Annotated in this window: 9 protein-coding genes and 1 pseudogene; 1 reads left to right on the top strand and 9 read right to left on the bottom strand. The window is 66.1% G+C overall.

The window, feature by feature from the left end:
• Positions 1 to 716: 716 nt before the first annotated feature.
• A pseudogene (locus WMF31_RS06390) lies at positions 717 to 1,889 on the top strand (IS4 family transposase); the annotation flags it as partial.
• 108 nt (positions 1,890 to 1,997) lie between these two features.
• On the opposite strand, the gene ltrA reads toward WMF31_RS06390, so the two are convergent.
• The 9 genes from ltrA to WMF31_RS06345 all read right to left on the bottom strand — a co-directional run bounded on the left by ltrA (position 1,998) and on the right by WMF31_RS06345 (position 20,395).
• Positions 1,998 to 3,290 (bottom strand): group II intron reverse transcriptase/maturase, encoded by a 1,293-nt coding sequence (ltrA, locus tag WMF31_RS06385; RefSeq protein ID WP_436601074.1) that lies wholly within the window; start codon positions 3,288 to 3,290, stop codon positions 1,998 to 2,000.
• A 471-nt stretch (positions 3,291 to 3,761) separates the two neighbouring features.
• On the bottom strand, positions 3,762 to 3,908 hold the full coding sequence (locus WMF31_RS06380) for an RHS repeat-associated core domain-containing protein (RefSeq protein WP_436601073.1): 147 nt from the start codon (positions 3,906 to 3,908) through the stop codon (positions 3,762 to 3,764).
• Between the two features lie 189 nt (positions 3,909 to 4,097).
• A complete protein-coding gene (locus WMF31_RS06375) occupies positions 4,098 to 4,490 on the bottom strand; it encodes a hypothetical protein (protein WP_436601072.1) in 393 nt (130 codons plus the stop codon).
• On the bottom strand, positions 4,466 to 5,542 hold the full coding sequence (locus WMF31_RS06370) for an RHS repeat domain-containing protein (protein ID WP_436606525.1): 1,077 nt from the start codon (positions 5,540 to 5,542) through the stop codon (positions 4,466 to 4,468). Before WMF31_RS06370 ends, WMF31_RS06375 begins: the two co-directional genes overlap by 25 nt.
• A gap of 691 nt (positions 5,543 to 6,233) precedes the next feature.
• Positions 6,234 to 11,072 (bottom strand): RHS repeat domain-containing protein, encoded by a 4,839-nt coding sequence (locus WMF31_RS06365; RefSeq protein WP_436601071.1) that lies wholly within the window; start codon positions 11,070 to 11,072, stop codon positions 6,234 to 6,236.
• Positions 11,073 to 11,085: 13 nt separating this feature from the next.
• Entirely contained in the window at positions 11,086 to 12,216 is a 1,131-nt protein-coding gene (locus WMF31_RS06360) for an ISAs1 family transposase (RefSeq protein ID WP_436601070.1), read from the bottom strand.
• An 85-nt stretch (positions 12,217 to 12,301) separates the two neighbouring features.
• The gene (locus WMF31_RS06355; protein WP_436601069.1) at positions 12,302 to 12,826 is read right to left on the bottom strand and encodes a hypothetical protein; all 525 of its coding nucleotides are present in this window, start codon (positions 12,824 to 12,826) and stop codon (positions 12,302 to 12,304) included.
• A gap of 296 nt (positions 12,827 to 13,122) precedes the next feature.
• Positions 13,123 to 13,548 carry a hypothetical protein gene (locus tag WMF31_RS06350; protein ID WP_436601068.1) on the bottom strand — a complete coding sequence of 142 codons (426 nt, stop codon included), beginning with the start codon at positions 13,546 to 13,548 and terminating at the stop codon, positions 13,123 to 13,125.
• Positions 13,549 to 13,576: 28 nt separating this feature from the next.
• Positions 13,577 to 20,395 carry a DNRLRE domain-containing protein gene (locus WMF31_RS06345; protein ID WP_436601067.1) on the bottom strand — a complete coding sequence of 2,273 codons (6,819 nt, stop codon included), beginning with the start codon at positions 20,393 to 20,395 and terminating at the stop codon, positions 13,577 to 13,579.
• Positions 20,396 to 20,714: the final 319 nt, after the last annotated feature.

Below are 20,714 nucleotides of genomic sequence, written 5' to 3'. Positions count from 1 at the left end.
CAAACTTCTCAATAGCCCCCTTTAGACTGGAAGCCTTCCAGTTGCCACTGTAGGGCCGCTCCTCCCCTTGCAGTTCCCGAAGATGCCGTCGACGACGGAGAGTGGCTTGACGCAGGCGGTCCCCCTGCAGGGCTACCGGATCCTGACCCAGCCCCAGACATGGCAGCGTTCCACGCCTCCACGCCAGCCACAATGTTGCCGGCTCCCTGCGTGACCAACGCGCCGCCTACAACCACCGCAGCTTCAGGCACTCCCGTGAGAAGCGCAGCCCCGCCAGTGCCCACGGCTGCAGCCCCGCCCCCTCCGCCGATGATCACCCCCGCGCCCACCTCAAGCGCGCCGGTGACGACGTTGCCCGCTGCCTGCCCAGCCAGGAAATCGGGGTCGCGGGACGGCGGCCCGACGACGTCCATCGCGAACCCGCCGGGAGCCAGCGCCTGAACGGTGCCATAAGCAACGCCCAGCAGTTGCAGCCCACCACGCTTCCACCACGGATCGCCAGGCGCTCGCCCGTCCGCATCCACCAGGCGAACCGGGTTGTTCCAGGTGTAGGTATACAGCCCAAGATTTGCCGGCAGATACACGCCGCCATTGACATGGCCTGCCATGTACCGGCCAAGCACCGGATCCGGGCTCAGCCCTGAGGGATCCCCTTGTTCTTCGCGGAGCCGGGAATCCATCGCCCGGCGGGTGGTTGATGCGGCATGATGCCGCCCGTGACCGTTGCCGATTCGCTTTCGACCCAGAAGCCCGACCGAGAGAAGCTCGGCCTGGAGCACACCCGCGAGTTCGTGGACCGCGTCTTCGGCCCCGATCTGCATGCCCTGCGCGTGTTGTCGCTGGCCAACGGCGTCGCCGGGGTTCTGAACGCCGCCGTCCTGTCGATCCACGCCATCGGGCAGGCCTACGCGAACGTGGCGAAGATCACCGCCAAGAGCGGCGTCAAGCAGGTCGACCGCATGTTGGGTAACGACGCCCTGTCGCTCGACATCGTGCTGGCGCGCTGGGTCCGGTTCGTCGTGGGAGAGAACGCGTCGATTCTCATCGCCCTCGACTGGACCGACTTCGACAAGGACGACCACACGACGCTCTGCGCCTACATGGTGACGACCCACGGTCGGGCGATGCCGCTGGCTTGGAAGACGGTGAAGAAGTCGGCGCTGAAGGATCAGCGCACCGGACATGAACTGGAGATGGTCGAGCGACTGCACACCTGGCTGCCCGAGAACGTGAACATCACGCTCCTGGCCGACCGGGCGTTCGGCTACCAGGAGCTCTACGCGCTCTTGGAAGCGTTCGGCTGGGACTTCGTCATCCGGTTCCGAGGCTGCATCCTCGTCGAATCGGCCGAGGGCGCGGTGCGTCCCGCCGAGGACTGGGTGCCGTCGAACGGCCGGCCGAAGTTGTTGGTCGGCGCGCGAGTGACGGACAAGCGTGCCGCCGTGGGCGCCGTGGTGCTCGTGAATGCGGCGCGCATGAAGGAGGCATGGTGCCTGGCGACGTCGCTCGCGACCACGAAGGCGGCGGAGGTAGTCAAGCTCTATGGCCGGCGGTTCACGATCGAGGAGACCTTCCGTGACACCAAGGACCTGCACTTCGGCATGGGGCTGTCGGCGACGAACATCCGCGATGCGGCCCGGCGCGATCGGCTCCTGCTGCTGGTCGCCATGGCGCACACGCTCTTGACGCTGCTCGGCGCCGCCAGCGAGGCCTCCGGGCTCGATCGAACTCTGAAGGTCAACACGGTCAAGAAGCGAACGCACTCGCTCTATCGCCAGGGGCTGTACTGGTATCACTGCATCCCCACGATGCGGGAGGAGTGGCTTCGCCGCCTGGTGGATGCCTTTGACCGCATCGTCCGCGAGCATGCGTTCTTCAGCCATTTCTTCGAGGTCAAATGGTGGAGTAGACCCCAGCCCGCCGTGCATGACGCACGGGCCAGCCGCCCCTCATCAAACCGTACGTGCGGATCTCCCGCATACGGCTTCCCTCGACGTTCACGTTGTACCCCTTGAAGGTGCCGGTCGGAGCGCCCGGGGGAGGTAAAACCGCTCCAGACCGTGCTGGCCATAGAGTGTTCCCCGGTGCGTGAGCGACCACGCCGGGCGACGGAGGGCGTGCTTGCGCGCCCACCATCGCGCCATGCGCTGCTGCACGAAGTAGTCGAGATCGGCAAGCGCCCGAGGGCGGACCTGTCGGAAGTAGTTCCGAGCACCCCGAATGTAGCCGTTCAGATCAGCGATCATCGCCTCTAGGCTCATCCAGGTGCGTCGTGTCCTCCGACGGATCTCGTCACGGATGCGCTTCGCGGTCTTGCCGGCAAGGTCAAAGACGTAGGGCCGATACCGCCAACGCACCTGATGGCCAAGGAAGGCGAAATCCTCCTTCCGGGCGTTCAGGATGCGCGTCTTCTCGGGATGCAGCACCAGCCCGAGTCGGCCCACGATCTTCTCCACCCACGCCATCTCTTTGTCCGGCTTACGAGGCGTGAGCACCGCAAAATCATCCGCGTACCGGATCAGTCGTCCTGCGAGTTCTCCTCGTTCGACCCGTCGCCGGAAGTTTCGATCCAAAAGGTGCAGATACAGGTTCGCCAATAGCGGCGAGATGACGCCGCCTTGCGGCGTCCCCTGTCGGTTCTGCCGCGGGTGACCGCCCTCCCGCTCCTGTACGATGGGCGCTTCGAGGAAGCGCTTGATCAGCGCCAACACCGCGCCATCGACGACACGCTCCGCAACTGCCTTCATTAGGTGGTCATGCGGAATTGTGTCGAAGTAAGCGCTGAGATCGGCGTCGATCACCCAGCCCATCCCCTGCTCCAGCGCCTCGCGCATCGCCCGCAGCGCTTGGTGGGCGCTTCGCTTCGGACGGAAGCCGTACGAATCCGGCTCGAAATCCGCCTCGAAGATCGGCTCCAGCACCAGCTTGAGCGTCGTTTGCACGATGCGGTCGCGGATGTTGGGAATGCCCAACGGCCGCTCCCCGCCGCTCAGCTTCGGGATGTACACCCGTCGGACCGGTCCCGGTCGATACATCTTCGCTTTCAGTTCATGGTGCAGCTCCTCCAGCAGCGCCGTCGCTCCGTTCGCCTCGATCATCTCGAAGGTCATGCCGTCGGGTCCTGGAGCACCTCCGTTGGCTTTCGCCAGCGCATAGGCGTGGACCAAGATGTCCGGCCGGCAGACCTTGTCGTAGAGCGCGTAGAAGCGGAACTTCGGCTCCTTCTTGGCGCGCAGGTACAGCGCCCGTTGCAGTTCCCGGATCTTTGTCGGCGTTCCTAGTGTTGCCACAATCGCCTCTCCTTCCCCGCAGGGGTCGCATCGTCGAGCAGGGCCCCTTCCCTCCGGCGGCTTTCACCGCCTTCTTCGGTACTACGAACCCTTCCGACTCCTCGCCGGCCCGACCATCTCGGCTTGCGACCTTGAATGATCCGTTGCAGTTGCCAGCCACACCGGGCGAGGTCTCCCGTGTTCAGCGCGTTCCTGTTGCGACGTGCTGCCCCTGCTACCCCGGGAGAGCGCAGCGGTGCGTTGGTCGAGCACCTTCCCGCCACGTGCTGCCTTCGCCGATTCCCCTAGCGGCTCGGCCTCTCCGTTGATTGACGAGGCTACATCTGGGTTCGCTTCGCGCTGCGGCCCGTCGCTTCGCAGCCGTGGATTGCCGCCCACAGCTTTCCGGCCCCGCTTCTGCTGGATACCTCGCGGCATCACGCAGGGGACCTGGCTACCTATCTTCTCGACTTTTGACAGGGTGAGCTCCTCTCATCTCACAAGGAACGCGCCGCTTTCACGGCGCACAGGGGATGCCTCAGGGCTCAGCCACGTGTTGATCCGCGGATCGTAGTACCGCGCCCCGAAGTAGTAGAGCCCCGTCGCCTGGTCGAGCTCGATGCGGCGCCAGTCCGGCATCTCGCCCAGATCAAGTATCTCCCGATTTCCAATCGGAATATGATCACCGATGGACGGAGCCTCCGGCGCCGGCTCCGGACCCCCAATAACCGGCGGCCACAGAACGGGCGAGCTAGCCATGATTCCATGCGATTCAAGAGTGGCCCTCAACTATTACCCACAGAGAGCACCAACCCCATAGCCAGCGCATCAGTCCAGCTCACTGTGGATGGCCAGTGCCCTCAGAGCCTTCTGCGCTTCAGCACATAGTCGCTTGCACGCCTCAGCATTCATAAATTCTTCCAGCGGCGGGAGCACCTGGGGCGTCTCACCAGCAATAGAATCTACAACCTCAGAAAACTCCTCAAGCACACGCATTTCACCTGAGGAAAACTGCGAAACAAAATCGACGCTTTCTGGATGATACCAGTCCTCCCACTGATTAAACAGCTCCTCTGCCACATTCACAGCTGGAGCCCGCGCCTGATAGGCACGCTGCAACTGAGGGCTCGACAAGAGCTCCAGCACCTCTCGAATACGTTCCCGATAGCACTTTTCGCCACTCATCACATTATCCATCAAGGCGAGTTCCAGCTTTTCCACTTCAACCATTGCGATAGCGGAATATGAGCATTCGGATGCTCACTTAGAGCTCCAGCAATGGGCTTACCGTCGGGCCCGATTATTCGTCCGTTCGAGTTGACCACGACATGGTCCACCTGCTGCAGCGATTGGCTATTGTTCAGGTTGCCGCGATCGATACGGACGCCATTCCCCTGATTTTTCGGATCCTGCCATCGCACACCAACCCCCTTTCTCGTTGATTTGCTCGCTCCCCACGAGCTCGGGATCTTGGCTGACGCTTCAGCTGGCGGGGCCCATCCTCCCCCTTTGGAAGCCTGCGGCGGCTTCGCCGGTTGTGGGCTCTGCGGCGGTTTCGCAGGTTGCGCTGCCTGCGCCGGTTGCGCTGCCGGTGCAGGTTGAGCCGCCTGCGCCGGCTGCGCGGGCGCCGCCGCCGGCGCAGGCGGGCGCACTGCCTGCTGCTGCGCCACCAGCCTGAACAGCACCCGGCGCATCGCGTCGCCGACGCCGCGCGAAGCCCGACCCGCCATGGCCGCTGCGGTCGCCGAGGAGGCGCCGGAGTTCATGCGCTGCACCAGCTGCTTCTGGTGAAACGCGGCCCCCTCGGGCCCGGTGAAGCAGCTCGGGTGCCGGCAGCCGTTGGCGCCGGGCGCAAAGTTCCGGTGCGCCCCTTGCGCCTGCCGACCATCCGGGTCGACGAGGTTGACCGGGTTGTTCAGCGTATAGCTGTACAGCCCCAGATTCCCCGGGTTGAACACGCCCGCGCCCGGCCCGCCCGCCATGTACTCGTCCAGGATCGGATCCGGGCTCAGCCACGTGTTGATCCGCGGATCGTAGTACCGCGCCCCGAAGTAGTAGAGCCCCGTCGCCTGGTCGAGCTCCTTGCCCGTGAACACGTACGCTCGTCGCAGCTCGTACCGCGAGTCCGACGCGTCGATCCACAGCTCTCCGCTCGGGAAGTACTCATCCCGCTGCGTCAGCGCCTGCTCGTTGTTCGACGCGAAGCTCGTGCTCCCCAGGTGGTCCGGGTGGTAGTAGATCGTCGGCGGGTCCCGGAACCAGTCCGGATCCATCTTGCTCGCGATGCGCGTCTGCCCCGCGTAGATGTGCTTGGTGATGAACCGCCCGTCCCGCAGCGTCAGGTGCTGGTCGTGGTAGGCCGTCTCCTCCTCGCCGCTCACGTGGTGCAGGTGCACCCGCCGCTCCCCGTCGCCATCGTAGAGGATCCGCGACAGCAGCTGCCCGTCCTGCCTCACCTGGCTGACACGGTTCTCCTCGTTCCACTCCGTCTCGCGCCTCTTCGAGTCCCGGTACACCCAGCCAGTCTGGTTGCCGCTGTCGTCGTAGCTGATGACCCGCGGCCACGGCATCGACTCCGCCACCAGGTACTCGTCGATCTGCCGGGGCGCGTGCGGCTGCGAACCCGTGTAGTGGTACACCGACCGGTACGTCTGCTCGCGAATGGGGTGATCCTCTCTCCATTCGCCTTTCCACTCCCTGCCATCCCACCAGGACTGATAGGTGTACCGATAGCTCGCCTGATCCTTGACCGCGATGTTGCCGATTTCGTCATACTCGAACGACAGCCGGTACTGATACCGCCAGTCCCGCCGGTCCTGGTACGTCCCGCTCGCCGACACGAGCTGGTACAGGTCATCATACCTGTACTCATGCACCGTCGGCCCCACCAGCACCGACCCGGGCATGTCCTGCTCGTACGGCGCCTCGTTCCGCACCTGCTCCAGGTTGCCGGCAGGATCATAGTCATACCGCACCCGCTGGAACGGCCTCGCCGGACGGCCTCGCTGAACGAGGTACGGGTCGCGATGATCCGCGTTGATCTGCTCCAGCCGCCGCGACTTCTCGTAGTACCGGTACGACGTCTCGATCCCGTTGCCATGCACCATCCGCACCCGCTGCCCGAGCTCGTCGTAGCCGATGTGCCTCAGGTACTCCGTCACCGGCGGCTCGTCCGGGTGCTGCGGATTGACCTGCGTGTTCGTCCCCACGGCCGACCGCACCAGCCCCCCTCGGTCGTAGCCGTACGTACACCCAGCCAGTCTGGTTGCCGCTGTCGTCGTAGCTGATGACCCGCGGCCACGGCATCGACTCCGCCACCAGGTACTCGTCGATCTGCCGGGGCGCGTGCGGCTGCGAACCCGTGTAGTGGTACACCGACCGGTACGTCTGCTCGCGAATGGGGTGATCCTCTCTCCATTCGCCTTTCCACTCCCTGCCATCCCACCAGGACTGATAGGTGTACCGATAGCTCGCCTGATCCTTGACCGCGATGTTGCCGATTTCGTCATACTCGAACGACAGCCGGTACTGATACCGCCAGTCCCGCCGGTCCTGGTACGTCCCGCTCGCCGACACGAGCTGGTACAGGTCATCATACCTGTACTCATGCACCGTCGGCCCCACCAGCACCGACCCGGGCATGTCCTGCTCGTACGGCGCCTCGTTCCGCACCTGCTCCAGGTTGCCGGCAGGATCATAGTCATACCGCACCCGCTGGAACGGCCTCGCCGGACGGCCTCGCTGAACGAGGTACGGGTCGCGATGATCCGCGTTGATCTGCTCCAGCCGCCGCGACTTCTCGTAGTACCGGTACGACGTCTCGATCCCGTTGCCATGCACCATCCGCACCCGCTGCCCGAGCTCGTCGTAGCCGATGTGCCTCAGGTACTCCGTCACCGGCGGCTCGTCCGGGTGCTGCGGATTGACCTGCGTGTTCGTCCCCACGGCCGACCGCACCAGCCCCCCTCGGTCGTAGCCGTACGTCACCACCTCCGCACCGGAGCCGGGGAACTTCATCGACAGCAGCCGTCCGAACGCGTCGTACTCGTACTCCATCCTCGCCTGGTACGACCCCCGGTGCGGCTCCCGGAGCCGGGGGAACTCGGTCGTCAGCTCCTTGACGTTCCCGAGCCGATCATACGCAAACGTCCTCGTCCCCGCCTCGCTCTCCTCCTCCACCAGCCGCCCGGCGCGGTTGCCGTTCTCGTCGCCCTTCTCGCCCGGTTCGCCGTACGTGTACGTCACATCCGGCGAATCCGGGTAGTCCACCCGCGCCAGCCGGTTGTGCTCGTACTCGTACCGGATCACCTTGTCCGCCGACTCGTCCCGGAGCTTCGCCGTCTGCCGCGCCCCCACGTTGCCGGACAGATCGTAACGCCACTCCGTGCGCCCCATGTCCGGGCTCGTCAGCGCCACCATCCGCCCCACCGTGTCGTACTCCGCCGTCGTCACGTTCCCGCGCGCATCCGTCACCCGGACCAGCTCATCCAGCGGATTGTACCCGTACCGCGTCACCAGCGTCGTCCACGTGTCCGACCCGCGCAACCGATTGCGCTCCTCCACCGCCACGATCGCGTTGTCCACGTCCTGGTACGCCTTGCGCACCTTCCCGTTCGGGTCGATCTCCGTCGCCACGAACCACGTCGCCCCATCGAGCTCCTCGAGGTCGTACACCGTCGTGGTCACCGCCTCGCCCGCCTCGTCGTCCGGCTCCCGCCGCTCGATCACGCGCGACAGCACGTCGTAGTCGAGCTCGATCGGGTGCTTCAGCGCCACCTCCACGAACGCCGTCGCCTCGCCCGTGTCGAACACCGGCTGGCCCTGCTGCGCCACCCGGCCCCGCTCGTCGAACACCACCCGCCCGCTCACCGTCATCCCCACGAGCGGCTCGACCCCCGGCCCCTGGTCCTTCTCCAGGTCCTTCTTCGTCTGGATCACCCGGTCGAGCCCGTCCACGAACGTCACCGTCTCGATCGGGTCCCCCGGGTGCAGCACATCCTTGTGCCGCGTCCGCGCCCACGCCGGCGCCGCCACGCTCGCCCCCGGCTGGAGCGCGTAATCGAACGAGATCGTCGCCTCCGCCGCCGTGATCGGGTCGGTCGGCCCGAACACCGCCGTCAGCCGGCCGAACGCGTCACGCTCATGATGCATCTCATGACCGTTGACGTCCTTCACCCAGCGGACCGCGCCGTACCGGTAGTCCGAGGCCGACTCCGACGCGTACCCGAACGAGTCCTTCACCCACTCGAGGTACGTCTCCGCAACATCCTCGTACCCGTACTCGATCGTGTACCCCCGCGGGTCGACCGCCTTCGACAGGTTCCCGAACGCGTCGTGGAAGAAATGCCATGTCGGATTCGTCGACCCCTCCCCGGTGTACGGCGCCCCCGTCTCCGGCGCCTTGCCCCCGATCACCGTGTTCGTGACCCACTCCACCGCCCCGGTCACCGCGCTGTACTTCGCCGTGCGCTCGCGCAAGAGCCTCCCCGCGCTGTCGCGCGCCTCCACGCCCTCCGCCCGCACGATGTACGGCCCGTCGTACACCACAGGGTGCACCGTGTACGTGACGTCATCCTCCAGCGTCCCCGGCTCGCCGTGCTCCTTCAGCATCACCAGGTTGCCGAGCGCGTCCCAGTCGCGCTCCTCGCTCCTCTGCTTCCCGGGCGCCTCCGGATCCGTCGTCTTCCCCTCGTACCACGACGTCGTCCTCAGCCGCTCCGCCGGGAAGAACGCCCCCGTCACCGCCGGCTGCGCCCCGGGCTCCCGGTAGAACACCTGCTCCCGGCTGTACAGCCGGCCCTCGGCGTCCTGCTCGATCACCTCCGCCAGGAGCCCGCGACGGTAATAGTCCTGGTTGTGGTACCGCGTCACGACCTGCGAGCCGTCCTCCCGCGTCGTCGTCACCTGCGCGAACCCGTAATCCTCGCGCTCCGCCCGGTCGTAATACCCGCTCTGGTGGTAATCGAACGTGTGCACGTACGCGGGCGTGCCCATCCCATCCTCGACCTCCACCCGCGACAGCACCCATCGGTTGCCGGGCATATCGACGTCGAGCTCGCCCGCGCCGCTCCCGTACGCCACCCGGTTGCCTTCTCGCTCGTAGTCCAGCGTGATGCTCCCGCCCAGCGGCCGCACCACCCGCGACAGCCGGTTGGTCTTGCCCGTCAGGTTCAGCCGCGCACGCAGCGCCCCGTCGCTCGGACGCAGCATCCCGTCGCTCAGCTTCAGCACGTGATCCACCATCCCGTCGCCGTCCACGTCGTCCCACCCGAGCTCGCTCCGCCCGTCGTTCAGCCCGAGCTGCGCCGCGATCTCCAGCACGATGCACACGTACGGCGTCGGGATCTTGATCGGCACGCCCGCGCTCGCGCTGAACGCCGTCGTCTCCGAGAACGACAGCGCGTCGTTGCTGCCGTTGATCTCCCGCGTGAAGTCCTTCTCGAGCTGCACCCCCCACGGCAAGCTCCCGCTCACCGCCGGCGCGCTCCACTTCTCCTCCGGACCGAACCCGTCGCCGCGGTTCAACCGCACACGGTAGTAGTCCTGCCCCGGCTGCTTGATCACCCGGTCGGGCAACCCGTCCCCGTTCAGGTCGACGAAATCGGCCAGCGTGCGGCTCACCGTGTGCGCGATCCCGCCGCCGATCCCCGCATACCCCACCTGCAGGCTGTTCGTCGTGTTGTCCTGCACGCGCACCGACGAGAGCTGCGCCGCCGACCACACCCGGCCGAGCGCGGTGAGCGGGTCCCCCTCCACGTCCGGCAGCGGCGCGAACGGGTCGTCGCTCGGATCCAGCTCCGCCCACGCGCGCTCCTCCCCGAAGCGGTAACCGAGGTTCAAGCGCACGTGGAGCACGCCTCCCTCGGACCTCACCTTGTCCGGTAGGCCGTCCCCGTTGATGTCCAGCAGGTCGCGCGTCGTCAGCGACGTGCCCCAGCTCTTGCCCAGCGACGGCAGCAGGCTGAGCACCGTTTGCGTCTCCCCTCCCGCATCGACCTTGTCCGCGATCGCCGACGCCGCGGAGCCGAACCCGAACCCGAACCGCGCGCTCGCGTTCTCGAACGTCCGGAAGTCCCCCGCGCCCTCGACCCTCAGCGCGCCATACTGCCCGGGCTGCTGCCCATCGCAGCGGCCGTCGCCTCCGCAAGTCTGGATCTGGATGCTGCCCCGCGTGACCGCATCCGGCCGCCGATCGCCGTTCATGTCGACGAGCTCGAGCTTCGACTCCGTGGTCCCGGTCGTCAGCGCGAACGACCCCACGAACGCGACATCGTTCGACGCCGTGCTGCTCGTGCTCTTGCGCAGCCCCGGGACGTTCGCCACGTCCTCGGGGCGCACGCCGCCGACGCGCGACGGCTTGAGCTCGCCGGCCCTGATGTACATGTCGGCCCCGGCGCCGCGAAACACAGGCCCGCTGAGGCTCGTCACGAGCGGGAAGCCGGCGCTCTCGGGCGACCAGCTCGCGTGGTACCCCTCCCAGTGCGGCTCGACGCGCGTGAAGTACGGCGGCTCGCCCTCCTCCGGCTCCTCGCCGAACAGCGCCTCGTCGAACGCGTACTCCGTCGTCCACTCGCCGTAGCTGAAGCCGCGGAACCCGCCGACCATGCGGGCATCGATCGTCCCATCCGGGATCGCGCGGGCATTGACCCGCGGCACGTCGATCACCGTGCCCGTCTCGTTCACCACGAGCTCTGGCCACCACGACACCGCGATCCCGGGATCCAGCAGATCAGGACGCAGGTCCTCCTCGTTCTCGAAGAACTCCGTGAACGCGAGCTCGTCGCCCGCCTCCACCGGGAACACAGGGCGGGCGCGTCTAACCTGGAGGAATGGTTCCGGAGAGGACGCGCAGCAGGTAGTCGTGGTTCCATCCAGCTTTCTTTCGTTTTGCGGCAATCCCACGCTTGGTGGTCTGGTCTTGCTTCAGGAGATTGAGAGCAATCTTGCGCAGCAGCCCGATGTTCTCCTGCCCGGCTCGAACGCGGCTTTCATCCTCGCGGAATGCGACATCGAGCACCCAATGGCATCGATTTTCGATCGACCAGTGCGCACGAATCAACGATGCCATCGCTTTGGCTCCAGTGCGTGCGCTCGAGCTGATGAAATAGTGCCTCTCGGACGTGAGCTCACCGCCGGGGCCGGCCTGGCGTTCCCGTTCGACCATCGTGATGCTCCGCAGGCCCGGCCACTTCGGTGCCTCCGTGATCCGGCTCAGGTCCGTCGTGGTCCAGACGCGCCGCCGCTCACGCCTCCCGTGTCCCTCTTCGACCGTCTCGTGCACCGTGTGCTTTACAAGCGAAAAGAAGCCGGTGCCGGCCTCGGAGAAGATCTGAGCGACTTGCTCATAGAGCTTGGTCTGATTCGCTTTGAGAGCGAGCAGATAGGCGGCTCCCCTGTCGACAATTCCCTGGGCAATTTCCTTCTGGGTTCCCATGGCGTCGATGGTCACCGTGGCACCTCGAAGATTCAGCATGCCGAGCAGTTTCGGGATGGCCGTGATCTCGTTCGACTCGGGGTCGGTCGCCACCTGACCGAGCGTCAGGCTGTTCTGCTGAACCCAGGCGCTGACCAGGTGCAGCGGCGAGCGCTCGGCGGCACGGTCGAACGATCGGCGAGCCGTCTTGCCATCGATCGCCACCAGCTTACCGTCGGGCGAGCCGACCAGCGCCTGCATCCAGGCCACGAAGCAAGCGCTGAACGCCTCGGGGTCGAGCGCGCTCAGGACCCGACGGAACGTATCAGCGCTCGGGATGCCTGCCGGCAGGTCCAGAAACGTCTTCAGCCAGCCATGCTTGCACTCACCGAAGTCGGCGAAGTCGTCCCAGCCCTCCGCCCCGCAGATCGTGCCGAGGATAGCGATGGCAATGATGTCCAGCAGTTTGTGGTCAGATCGCCCGACGACGCGCGGGTCGGGCAGCGATGCGAAGTGCTCGATGAACGGTGCCATGCCCCGAGATCTGCCACACGACATGTCGCTGTGTTCGGCCGCCAGCCCCGACCAGCCGGCCACGAGCGAGTTTAAGTCATTGTTTTTATGTTAGTTTTGATGCGCCCGCCCTGACCGGGAACACCACCGGAGTGTCCAGGCCAGGCATGCTCCTCGCCGGCGAGATCGCCGCCTGTCCGAGCCACGCCCGGAACAGCCGCTCGCTCCCCCGATCCACCCGCAGGCCGACCGGCCCTTGCGTCTCCTCCTTGGAGACGGTGCCGAGCAAGCTGACCGTGCCGCTCTCGGGCATCACCACCCGCGACAGCGAGAGCGCCGTGCCGCCCATCCCGCTGTCGCTGAGCTGCACGGGCGCGACGATCGCCTCCTCGGGCACCGAGATCGGCCCGTCGTCTCCGGGCAGCGCTTCCAGCCCGCAAACCCTCCTCCCGGAGGGCGCGCCCGGCTTCGGGGCGCACGCTTCGACCACGCGGCACCTCCCGGGATCCGCGTCGTGGCCGCACACCTCCGCGTAGCTGGCAAACCCCTGGTACTGGACCCGCGCCGGATCGACCGCGTTGTCGCTCAGCTCCGCATGGAGGAACAGGAGATCGCCCTGGAGTACGCCCACGGGCCACGCGAGGGGACGCGTCAGTTTGACCGGCTTGTTGAACTTGCGCGAAGGCGACCTGCCGCTGTCGTCATCAGCCGATTCCCGATCGTGAACGTATGGGCTCGGGCTGCAGCGCCCAAGCACGAGAACGCGACTGTCGCTGAGCTGCGGCCACCGAGCACGAGGGCGCTAACGCCGCCACATCATGCATCCGGCGTCCTCGGCTGCCCGGGGTTCTGACTTTGATGCATGCGTCCATGCGGACGGCTCGTCGATTGCTCGCACGGCCTATCCAAACCCGATAATATCTTTCGTCACCGGATGGACATCACCGTGTCCAGCGCAGAGACACGCTCGCACCAGGCCCTCAACTCTCCATTCTCGCGCTCCACCACCAACACGACATAGTCCACTGCTCGCGACCACCGCCCCTGGTAACCACAGGAACCAATACGAACCGATTTATCACCCTGCAACACAAACACATTTATCAACGCATCGCGCGATGACCATCCCCAGACAAATGTGGAGCTACGCGCACCAGAGTCGAGCGCCAGACGTCTGGACATGGCCCCATCCATCTCTAGCCACACAACGATCTTCTTGTCCGCCGCGTGATTGCGAACGCGCACCGTCCTCCAAAGAAAGGAGTAAGCCAACACGGCCGCAATCGCGATCGCGACAACCACGACCCGAACCGCAGCTCGATCGAGAACGACAAATCGCAGCACAGACCCCATGAGCAGCCCCATTCGAGCGAGAATCGCTCTAGAACCTCCACCGATCCTGGGGCAAGACACGAAGCCTGTTGGACTCGAGCTCATCCATACACATTTCTCTGCACCCGTTGACAGTATCCGAGTCAGAGCCCACTCGCTTTCCACACTCACGACCTCGCCGATCGTTGTAACGATCCATCTGCTCGTCTGGCAACCCCGTACCATCCTCATTAAAATAGCTCATAAGTTCCGCAAATGAGGAAGAGAAGTGACCTGTGGCAACACATGACGCAAGGCAGTGACGATAGGCATCTTGTGGCCCATCCAGAGCGCCGGGCAGCCCCGTGTCGTCGGCGTCCCTCAGCGGGAGCTCGTAGATATCTAACCAGGTCGCAATCACTGCTCCACCCGCGACAATCCCGGCCGCCACCAGCCATGGGTTTCTGCCATTAATATCGACATACGTAATAGGGTCGCCGTGAGCATACGCGTAGAGATTCCATCCCCCAGCAAAGCCGCTGGGATCTTTCGTTAACCACCTCCCCGCCGTGGCGTCATAGTCTCTCGCCCCGAAGCGCACAAGTCCCGTATCTCGGTCATAGAGCCCTCCCGCGAAGCCGAACGGTGTAAATCCCGGGTTGGTGTCGAGGAGCACGCGTCCGAACTCGTCAAAGTCCATCCGCTGCGCCACCGCGCCGGTCGCGATGTCGACCACGAGGCGCGGGCTGCCGAGGTGGTCCGTGAGGATGCGGTATGTCACGCCGCCCTTGATCATCAGATCCGGCACGTTCCGCGCTCGCCCGTAGATGAAGCGCGCCACCACGCTACCCGCGCCGTCGAGCTCCGCCGCCGGCTGGAGGTCGCTCCGGTACAGGAATCCCTGGACGTTCACCCCGTTCCTTTGCTTCCAGATGCGGTGCCCCTCGCCGTCGACGAGATAGTCGATCTCGGTGCCATCCGGCAGGTCGGCGTGCCGCAGGTTGCCCGCGGCGTCGTACGTGAAGGTCGTCGTTCCTCCCGTCGCCGCGTCGGTCACGCTCGTCCGGTCGCCCGCCGCGCTCATCCCGTACGTCATGTTCCCGTAGGCCAGGAGCCGATCCTGGTCATCGTAGGAGCCGCCCTCCGTCCCTGCGGGCGACGTGCGCGCGAGGCGGTTTCCGTTCGCGTCATAGTCGTAATGCGCGGCCAGCACGCCGTCTCGGAACACGTCGGTGAGCCGCCCGACGGCGTCGTAGTCGTAATCGTACGAGTGGGTGTCTCCCAGGCTCGTCTCCGTCTTCAGGTCGATACGCCCCAGGGCATCCGGGGTATAGGTCACCTCGTAGAGCACGGCGCCAGCCGCCTGTGCCACGTAACTCTCCACGCCGCCGTCAGTGTCGGGCGTCACGGTGTCGGTGACGACGCCGGCGCTGCTCCCGGTGTACAGCGCGTTCTGCGGATGCCGGTACAGCGTGAGATCGCCGGCCTGGTCGAGGAAGCCGTCGGCGTCGTAACCGAAGCTCGTCGCCGCGCCGTTAATGGTCTCGCTGTCGATGCGAAAGTCGTCGTTGTAAATCCAGCTCACCGTGCTCGCGCCGCTTCCAAACCCGGCGCCTGTCCACGTCCGGCTGGTCATCAGCGCGCCGTCGTAACCGAAGGCGAGCGCGATACCGGATGGCCCCGTGATGCTGGCAAGTTTTCCAGTCGTTGGATGATAAACCGGATCGATAATCCCCATGCCGAGCGGCAACGTCACAAGCTCGAGGCGGCCGGTCGCAGGATCCCGCGTGTAGGAGCTGGCCGGCTCGCCGGGACGGGTCGAGCCCGTCAGCAGGTGATCCAGATTATAGGACCAGGCGGTCACCGTGGGGATGCCTCCGGCGTCGGGGGCATCCTCTGCGAGCAGCTGATCCGCAGGGGTATAATTGAAGATGTGCTCCGGCCGACCTGGTGGAGTTACCGTATGGAGCTGTCCGCCAGGGTGGTAGCTCATCTCGATGAGCTCCTCGTCGGCCCTCGTTATCTGCGTTGTCCGGCCGACCGGATCAGGAATGAACTGCTCGGTGTGAAGCAGCGGATTCGTCACGCTCGCCAGCCATCCATTCTCGTATGTGTAAGTCCAGGTCCTCGATCCCTGGTAGAAGGTATGCAGCCGACCATCCGGATAGTACGTGAAGCCAACCGGAGAGATCCCGGGGAGCGCGATGCTTCCAACTCGACCCTGCGGCGTCAGCGTGGTCGTCACGCTCCGTCCTGACGGCAACGTGGAGACCACGGTGCTCGTGGCTTTATTGAACAGCCGCGTGAACGACCGCCCGTTGATCGTGACCGCATCGGTCATCGACGAGACGCTCAGCGAGTCCTTGGGATCCGACAGCGTCACGGAGCGCGCCCCGGTGGTCTGCCGCGTCTTTCCGAGGGGCGTCGTGATCGTCTCCTTGCTGAGGATGGGCGCCTGCATGCCGAAGCGAGGGTCTCCCGTGACCTCGACGGAGACCACCGTGCCGTCGGGCGCCGTGACCGTCCTGGTCCCGCTCGTGCTGATCTGCTCCACGGTCGACAGGCCGTCCGACCCGGTGCGGATGCGTTGCTTGCTTCCGTCCGGGAGCGTCGCGACCTCGTACCCCCGGGTCAACCCCATCGCGGTCGTGATCGTCACGCGGTGCCCCGAGGCCGTCTCGGTCCGGCTGAGCTGCTTATAGCCACCCGCCGGATCGGAGTCCCTGACGAGGCGTCCTTCCGCGTCAAACTCGAACTCGTGCACCCGGCCGAGCGGATCCTCCAGGTCATGGATCAGCCCGCTGTTCGGGTAGTACGTGAGCGTCGTCGTTTCGTTCGCTGGATTCGTGGCCGTCCAGAGATAGCCCTCGGCGTCGATGGCGAGCGCGGTGCTTTGCCCGGTCGGCGCGACGATGGCTGTCGGGTCGCCGTCCGCGTCGCGCTGGATGGTCGTGACCTGCTGGTCGACATCGGTGATCGTGCTCAGCCGACCCGCGGCATCGTAGCCGAACTGATAGCGCACAGTGCCGAGGAGCGCGTCACGGGTGGCGAGGTGTCTGCCCTGCGGGTCGAAGATGTACACCTCGGTCCCGTCGTCGCTCGTGATGGCAATGTCGGCCGCAGTGATGCCCGGGAGCGCCACATCGATACGGTTGACGACGCCCGCGATTCCGTAGGGGGAGGCGGCGTCGAGGTACGCCAGGCTCCCGTCCGGTGCCAGTGCCAACGCCACCGGATTCCTGAGCCAGGCTGCGGTCGCCGGACTGCCGGGTCCGCCGCAGTACGAGGACCAGCACTCCGCAGGACGAGTTCCGCGTTTGCCGGCGGAGGTGGTGAGGACTCCAGAGGGTGTGATGCGGCGGATGAGCTTATCCGGGTTCAGGACGTTTCCGGACTCCGCGATGAAGTATATGCTGCCATCTGGTCCGACCGCCAATGCACCGGGAGCACCGATCGGCGCCGAGATCGCGTCCACGCCGTCGTCCGATGTGCTGCTCTCCCCATTACCTGCGATCGTGGTGATGATCCCGTTGCGATCGATCCGTCGGATCCGGTAACTTACATCGTCCAGGGTGGACCAAGCATCGGATAAGTATATGGATCCGTCTGGCCCGAGGGCTATGCCCCGGATGGCGGAGAACTGGGCCTGGACAGCGGGACCGCCGTCACCGGAACTTCCGGTAGGTGAGCTGCTCCATGAACCTGCGATCGTCGTGATGATCCCATCAGGTGCCACCTTGCGGATCATCCGATGGAACGCCAGGTACAAGCTGCCATCGTTGGACACCGCGATACCGCGAACGACCCCAAGTGCACCCAGGGGCCCCAACGGACCGGAGGAGGCAAGTGCCCCGTCGGCCGGCGGGTCACCTACGAGGCCATTGCCTGCAACGGTGGTGTGAATCCCATTGGGCGCAATCTTCCGGACGCGATAGTTATCCTTCACATAGATGCTCTCATCGGGCCCAATTGCGATTTGCTCAGGCTTGGCGAGGAGCGGCTGCGTCGCAGGCTGGTCATCTACATTGTATCCGCAGGAATGGCAAATTCCGACCGCGGTCGCAACCGAACCATCAGGAGCAACCTTGCGGAGACAGCAGTTAGTCGCATCGGAATAATAGAGGGTTCCGTCAGGAGCGAACGCGATTCCACGGGAGCTGCCGGTGATAGCGACCGCATTGGGCGAATCACCGCCATCTTCAGGTGGAGCGCCGGCGATGCGCCGGAGGCTGCGGACCATGTTGAGGCCGGTGCGATGCGAGCCGTCGCCACGGTAGAGCGTGGACGTGCTCGGGTCATAGACGTGATGAGGGCTCAAGCTGAAGCCACCGAGCGCAGACGCGCCGTTGGTCCAGGCCCCAAGCGTGCTCTCCCAGCGTCGGCTCATGGAGACCTCCTCCCGCGTGCGGCTCCCGGTGATGATCACATCGGAAGGAACCGCGAAAGACCGGGGGGCTCCACCGCCGCCGGAGCCGCCGCCGCCGGAGCCGCTGCCACCCGAGCCGCTCGACGCCGCGCCCTGCGCGGCGGGCATAAAATAGACCCCCTCGTAGACGTACTCGATGTCCACCGTGACCGGCTGCGCGCCAGGGACCACGCGCCCGAACGCGTCTTTCCCATCCCACACGAACGTGTACTTCTGGTTCGGCGAGCAGGGGCAGTCCACGCTCATATCGAACGTCTTTCCCGCCACGGTCACCTTGAAGACGATCCGCTCGAGGTTGGGGGGCACCGCCGACGTCGTCAGGGGGATCGCGAGGCGATAACGCTCCCGGTTGCCTCCTGCGGTTCGGTCGCTCTTGTAGTGAAGAGCGAATGGCGTCCCGGTGATGGGCAAACGCTCCCCGAGCGTCTGAGTTTCGCATTCGATTATGGATCCGCACTCGACGCTGGGGTCGTCGGGGTCCGAGCCCCCGCCGCCCCCGGACCCGCCGCCGCCCCCGGAGCCGCCACCACCCCCGGAGCCGCCACCACCCCCGGACCCGCCGCCACCCCCGGACCCGCCGCTGCCGCCCGAACCGTCACCGCCAGGACCAACCGGCGGCGGTGCGGCACCAGGGCCCGGGCCGAACGGCCAGTTACAGTCCCACGGCGTGAAGTGGGTGACCAGAGAGCGCCACAGGCTCGTGCCCGCCGTGTATTGCGTGGCGAGCTGCCCCAGCTCCTCGGCGCTGATCCCCAGCGCGGTTAGCGCGTTCGCGTCATCGGCGACGCCGTCGCCGTTAGCATCCACCGACGCTACCCCGCCGCTCACATCGAGGATCTCGATCACCCGCCCGTCGTTCGCCGGCACCCACGCCCCTTTTTGCGCGTCATAGTAGCCAAGCGGCACGTGCATTCCGACCGGGAAGTTCAGGAAGTTCTCGACATAGAATGGAATGGGCTGGTTGAACTCGACCTTCGTCGCCCCGGCGGCGACCGCCTCGTCGAGCCCGAGCTCCACCGCGTACGTGTATCCGGTGGTCGGCGGCAGGGTTCCCGGCATCGCCTCCGGACCGCTCGGCCCGACCGTGTACTCGGTCGCGCGCACGTGCACCTCGGCCGGTAGCGGCACAGTCATCGTCGCCCCCGGCGGTCCGCTCGGGTCCGGCACGGTCATCGTCCCCGTCGTGCCCGAGGGGAACAGCAGCGTGGCCTGACGCGTGCCGCTCTCGTCCGTCTGGACGCTCCCGCGCGCGACCTGCGCCGCGGCCACGCTCCCCAGCGCAACGGGCGTCACCACCGGATCGCTCTCGATCAGCACCACGTCGGGCGCCTCGGACCAGTGCTGCCACTGCGTGCTCACCTGCCGCTGCACCGGCAGATAGCCGGCCTTCTCATACTTCATCGTGAGCGGCAGGCCTCCCCGCACGACCAGCTCGAACGCCCCGTCGGCGCGCGTGAGCACCTGCCCGTAGCTCTCCGCGTCCCCCGCGTCGTGGTGCAGCACGCTCACCTTGACGCCCGAGATCGGGACGCCCGCTCGCGTCGCGACCTTGCCCTTGACAACCGCGACCGAGGCCGGGGCGATCGTCGCGGTCACGCCCGTCTGCGGCGCGTTCGGCCCCTGGTAGATGCAGCCCACGGCGTCGATGAGCCGCGTGGGCACCGTCGGGTCCAGCGCCGGACAGGCGACGTGCGTCACCGCGCCGGTCGCCGGGTCGCACGTGTCGATCGTGCTCGGGTCGCCGTCGTCGGTCGAGATGGGGGTGTGCAGGACGCCCAGCACCGGATCGCACGTATCGGTCGTGCACGCGTCGTTGTCATCGAGCGTGCCGGAGCAGCTCGCCGTGGTTGTGTAACACACCTCGAGGCTCGGCCGCCGGCTGACCGTCGGCTCCTCGCTGCTCGGGAAGCTGGTGGTGAGGACCGGCGCCTCCTCCAGCAGCACGCCGTGGTTCGGGACCGTGCCGGCGAGCCACGCCGCGGCGAGCGACGTCAGATCGGCCGAGCGAACCCCGGCGCCGGGCAGCGACTGGAACGACCCCGCGATCGCCGGGTCGAAGGCGCTCCCATTTCCCAGGCTCTGCCAGGTCGCCGTCGGCTCGGTCCATGGCGAGGTGATCCGGTGGACGTTGATGGTGCTGGAGCTGGTGTCATCGCGGTAGATCTGCTCGAGCCGCAGCGTCGCGGATTCGATCGTCGCCGCAGCCGGCACCGGCGAAAGATCGAAGCGGAGGACGGCGTGCCGCACGCCGAACTCGGCCAGGGTGCCCGTCCGGAGGAGCACGGTCGAGTCGCTCCAGGTCGGGAAGGTCTCCCAGATCGTCGCGTCCTCGACCGAGCCGGCCGTACCGCGCTGGATCGTGACGCAGGTCGTGTCGTCGGCGCTCGCCGCGAGCTTCGCCGTACCGCGCAGCTCCTCATCGTCCAGCGAGCCGGAGCTACATGCCCCCCCCACGAGGAGCACCAGAACGCAGCACGCGAGTCCCCACCCTCTCGATTTCACCCATCCGGATGTCATCGCTTTCCTCCGCGGGCGCGAAGGAATCAGAATGACAAGCAAATAGCAATTACAAACGACAACAGGCGAACCGGCCGCGCCCCGGAAGACACCCAATCGCCCGCCACGCAGCACGATTTCGCCCCCCTCGCCTCCGCGCCCTCTTCGACCGATCGAATTGGGTCTACCCGGATGCCGACAACTCCACTATCGTGCCACGATCCGACAACAATCCTCTGCTCGCCCCCCGGCCGTTCGCGCGGCGGGGGGGGGAGCGGGCGATCAT

The sequence above is a fragment of the Sorangium sp. So ce1036 genome, from assembly GCF_051369805.1.
In the GTDB taxonomy this organism is placed as follows: domain Bacteria; phylum Myxococcota_A; class Polyangia; order Polyangiales; family Polyangiaceae; genus Sorangium; species Sorangium cellulosum_F.
Note: the sequence above shows the minus strand (reverse complement) of the source record. Positions and strands in the feature narration are given on the sequence as shown.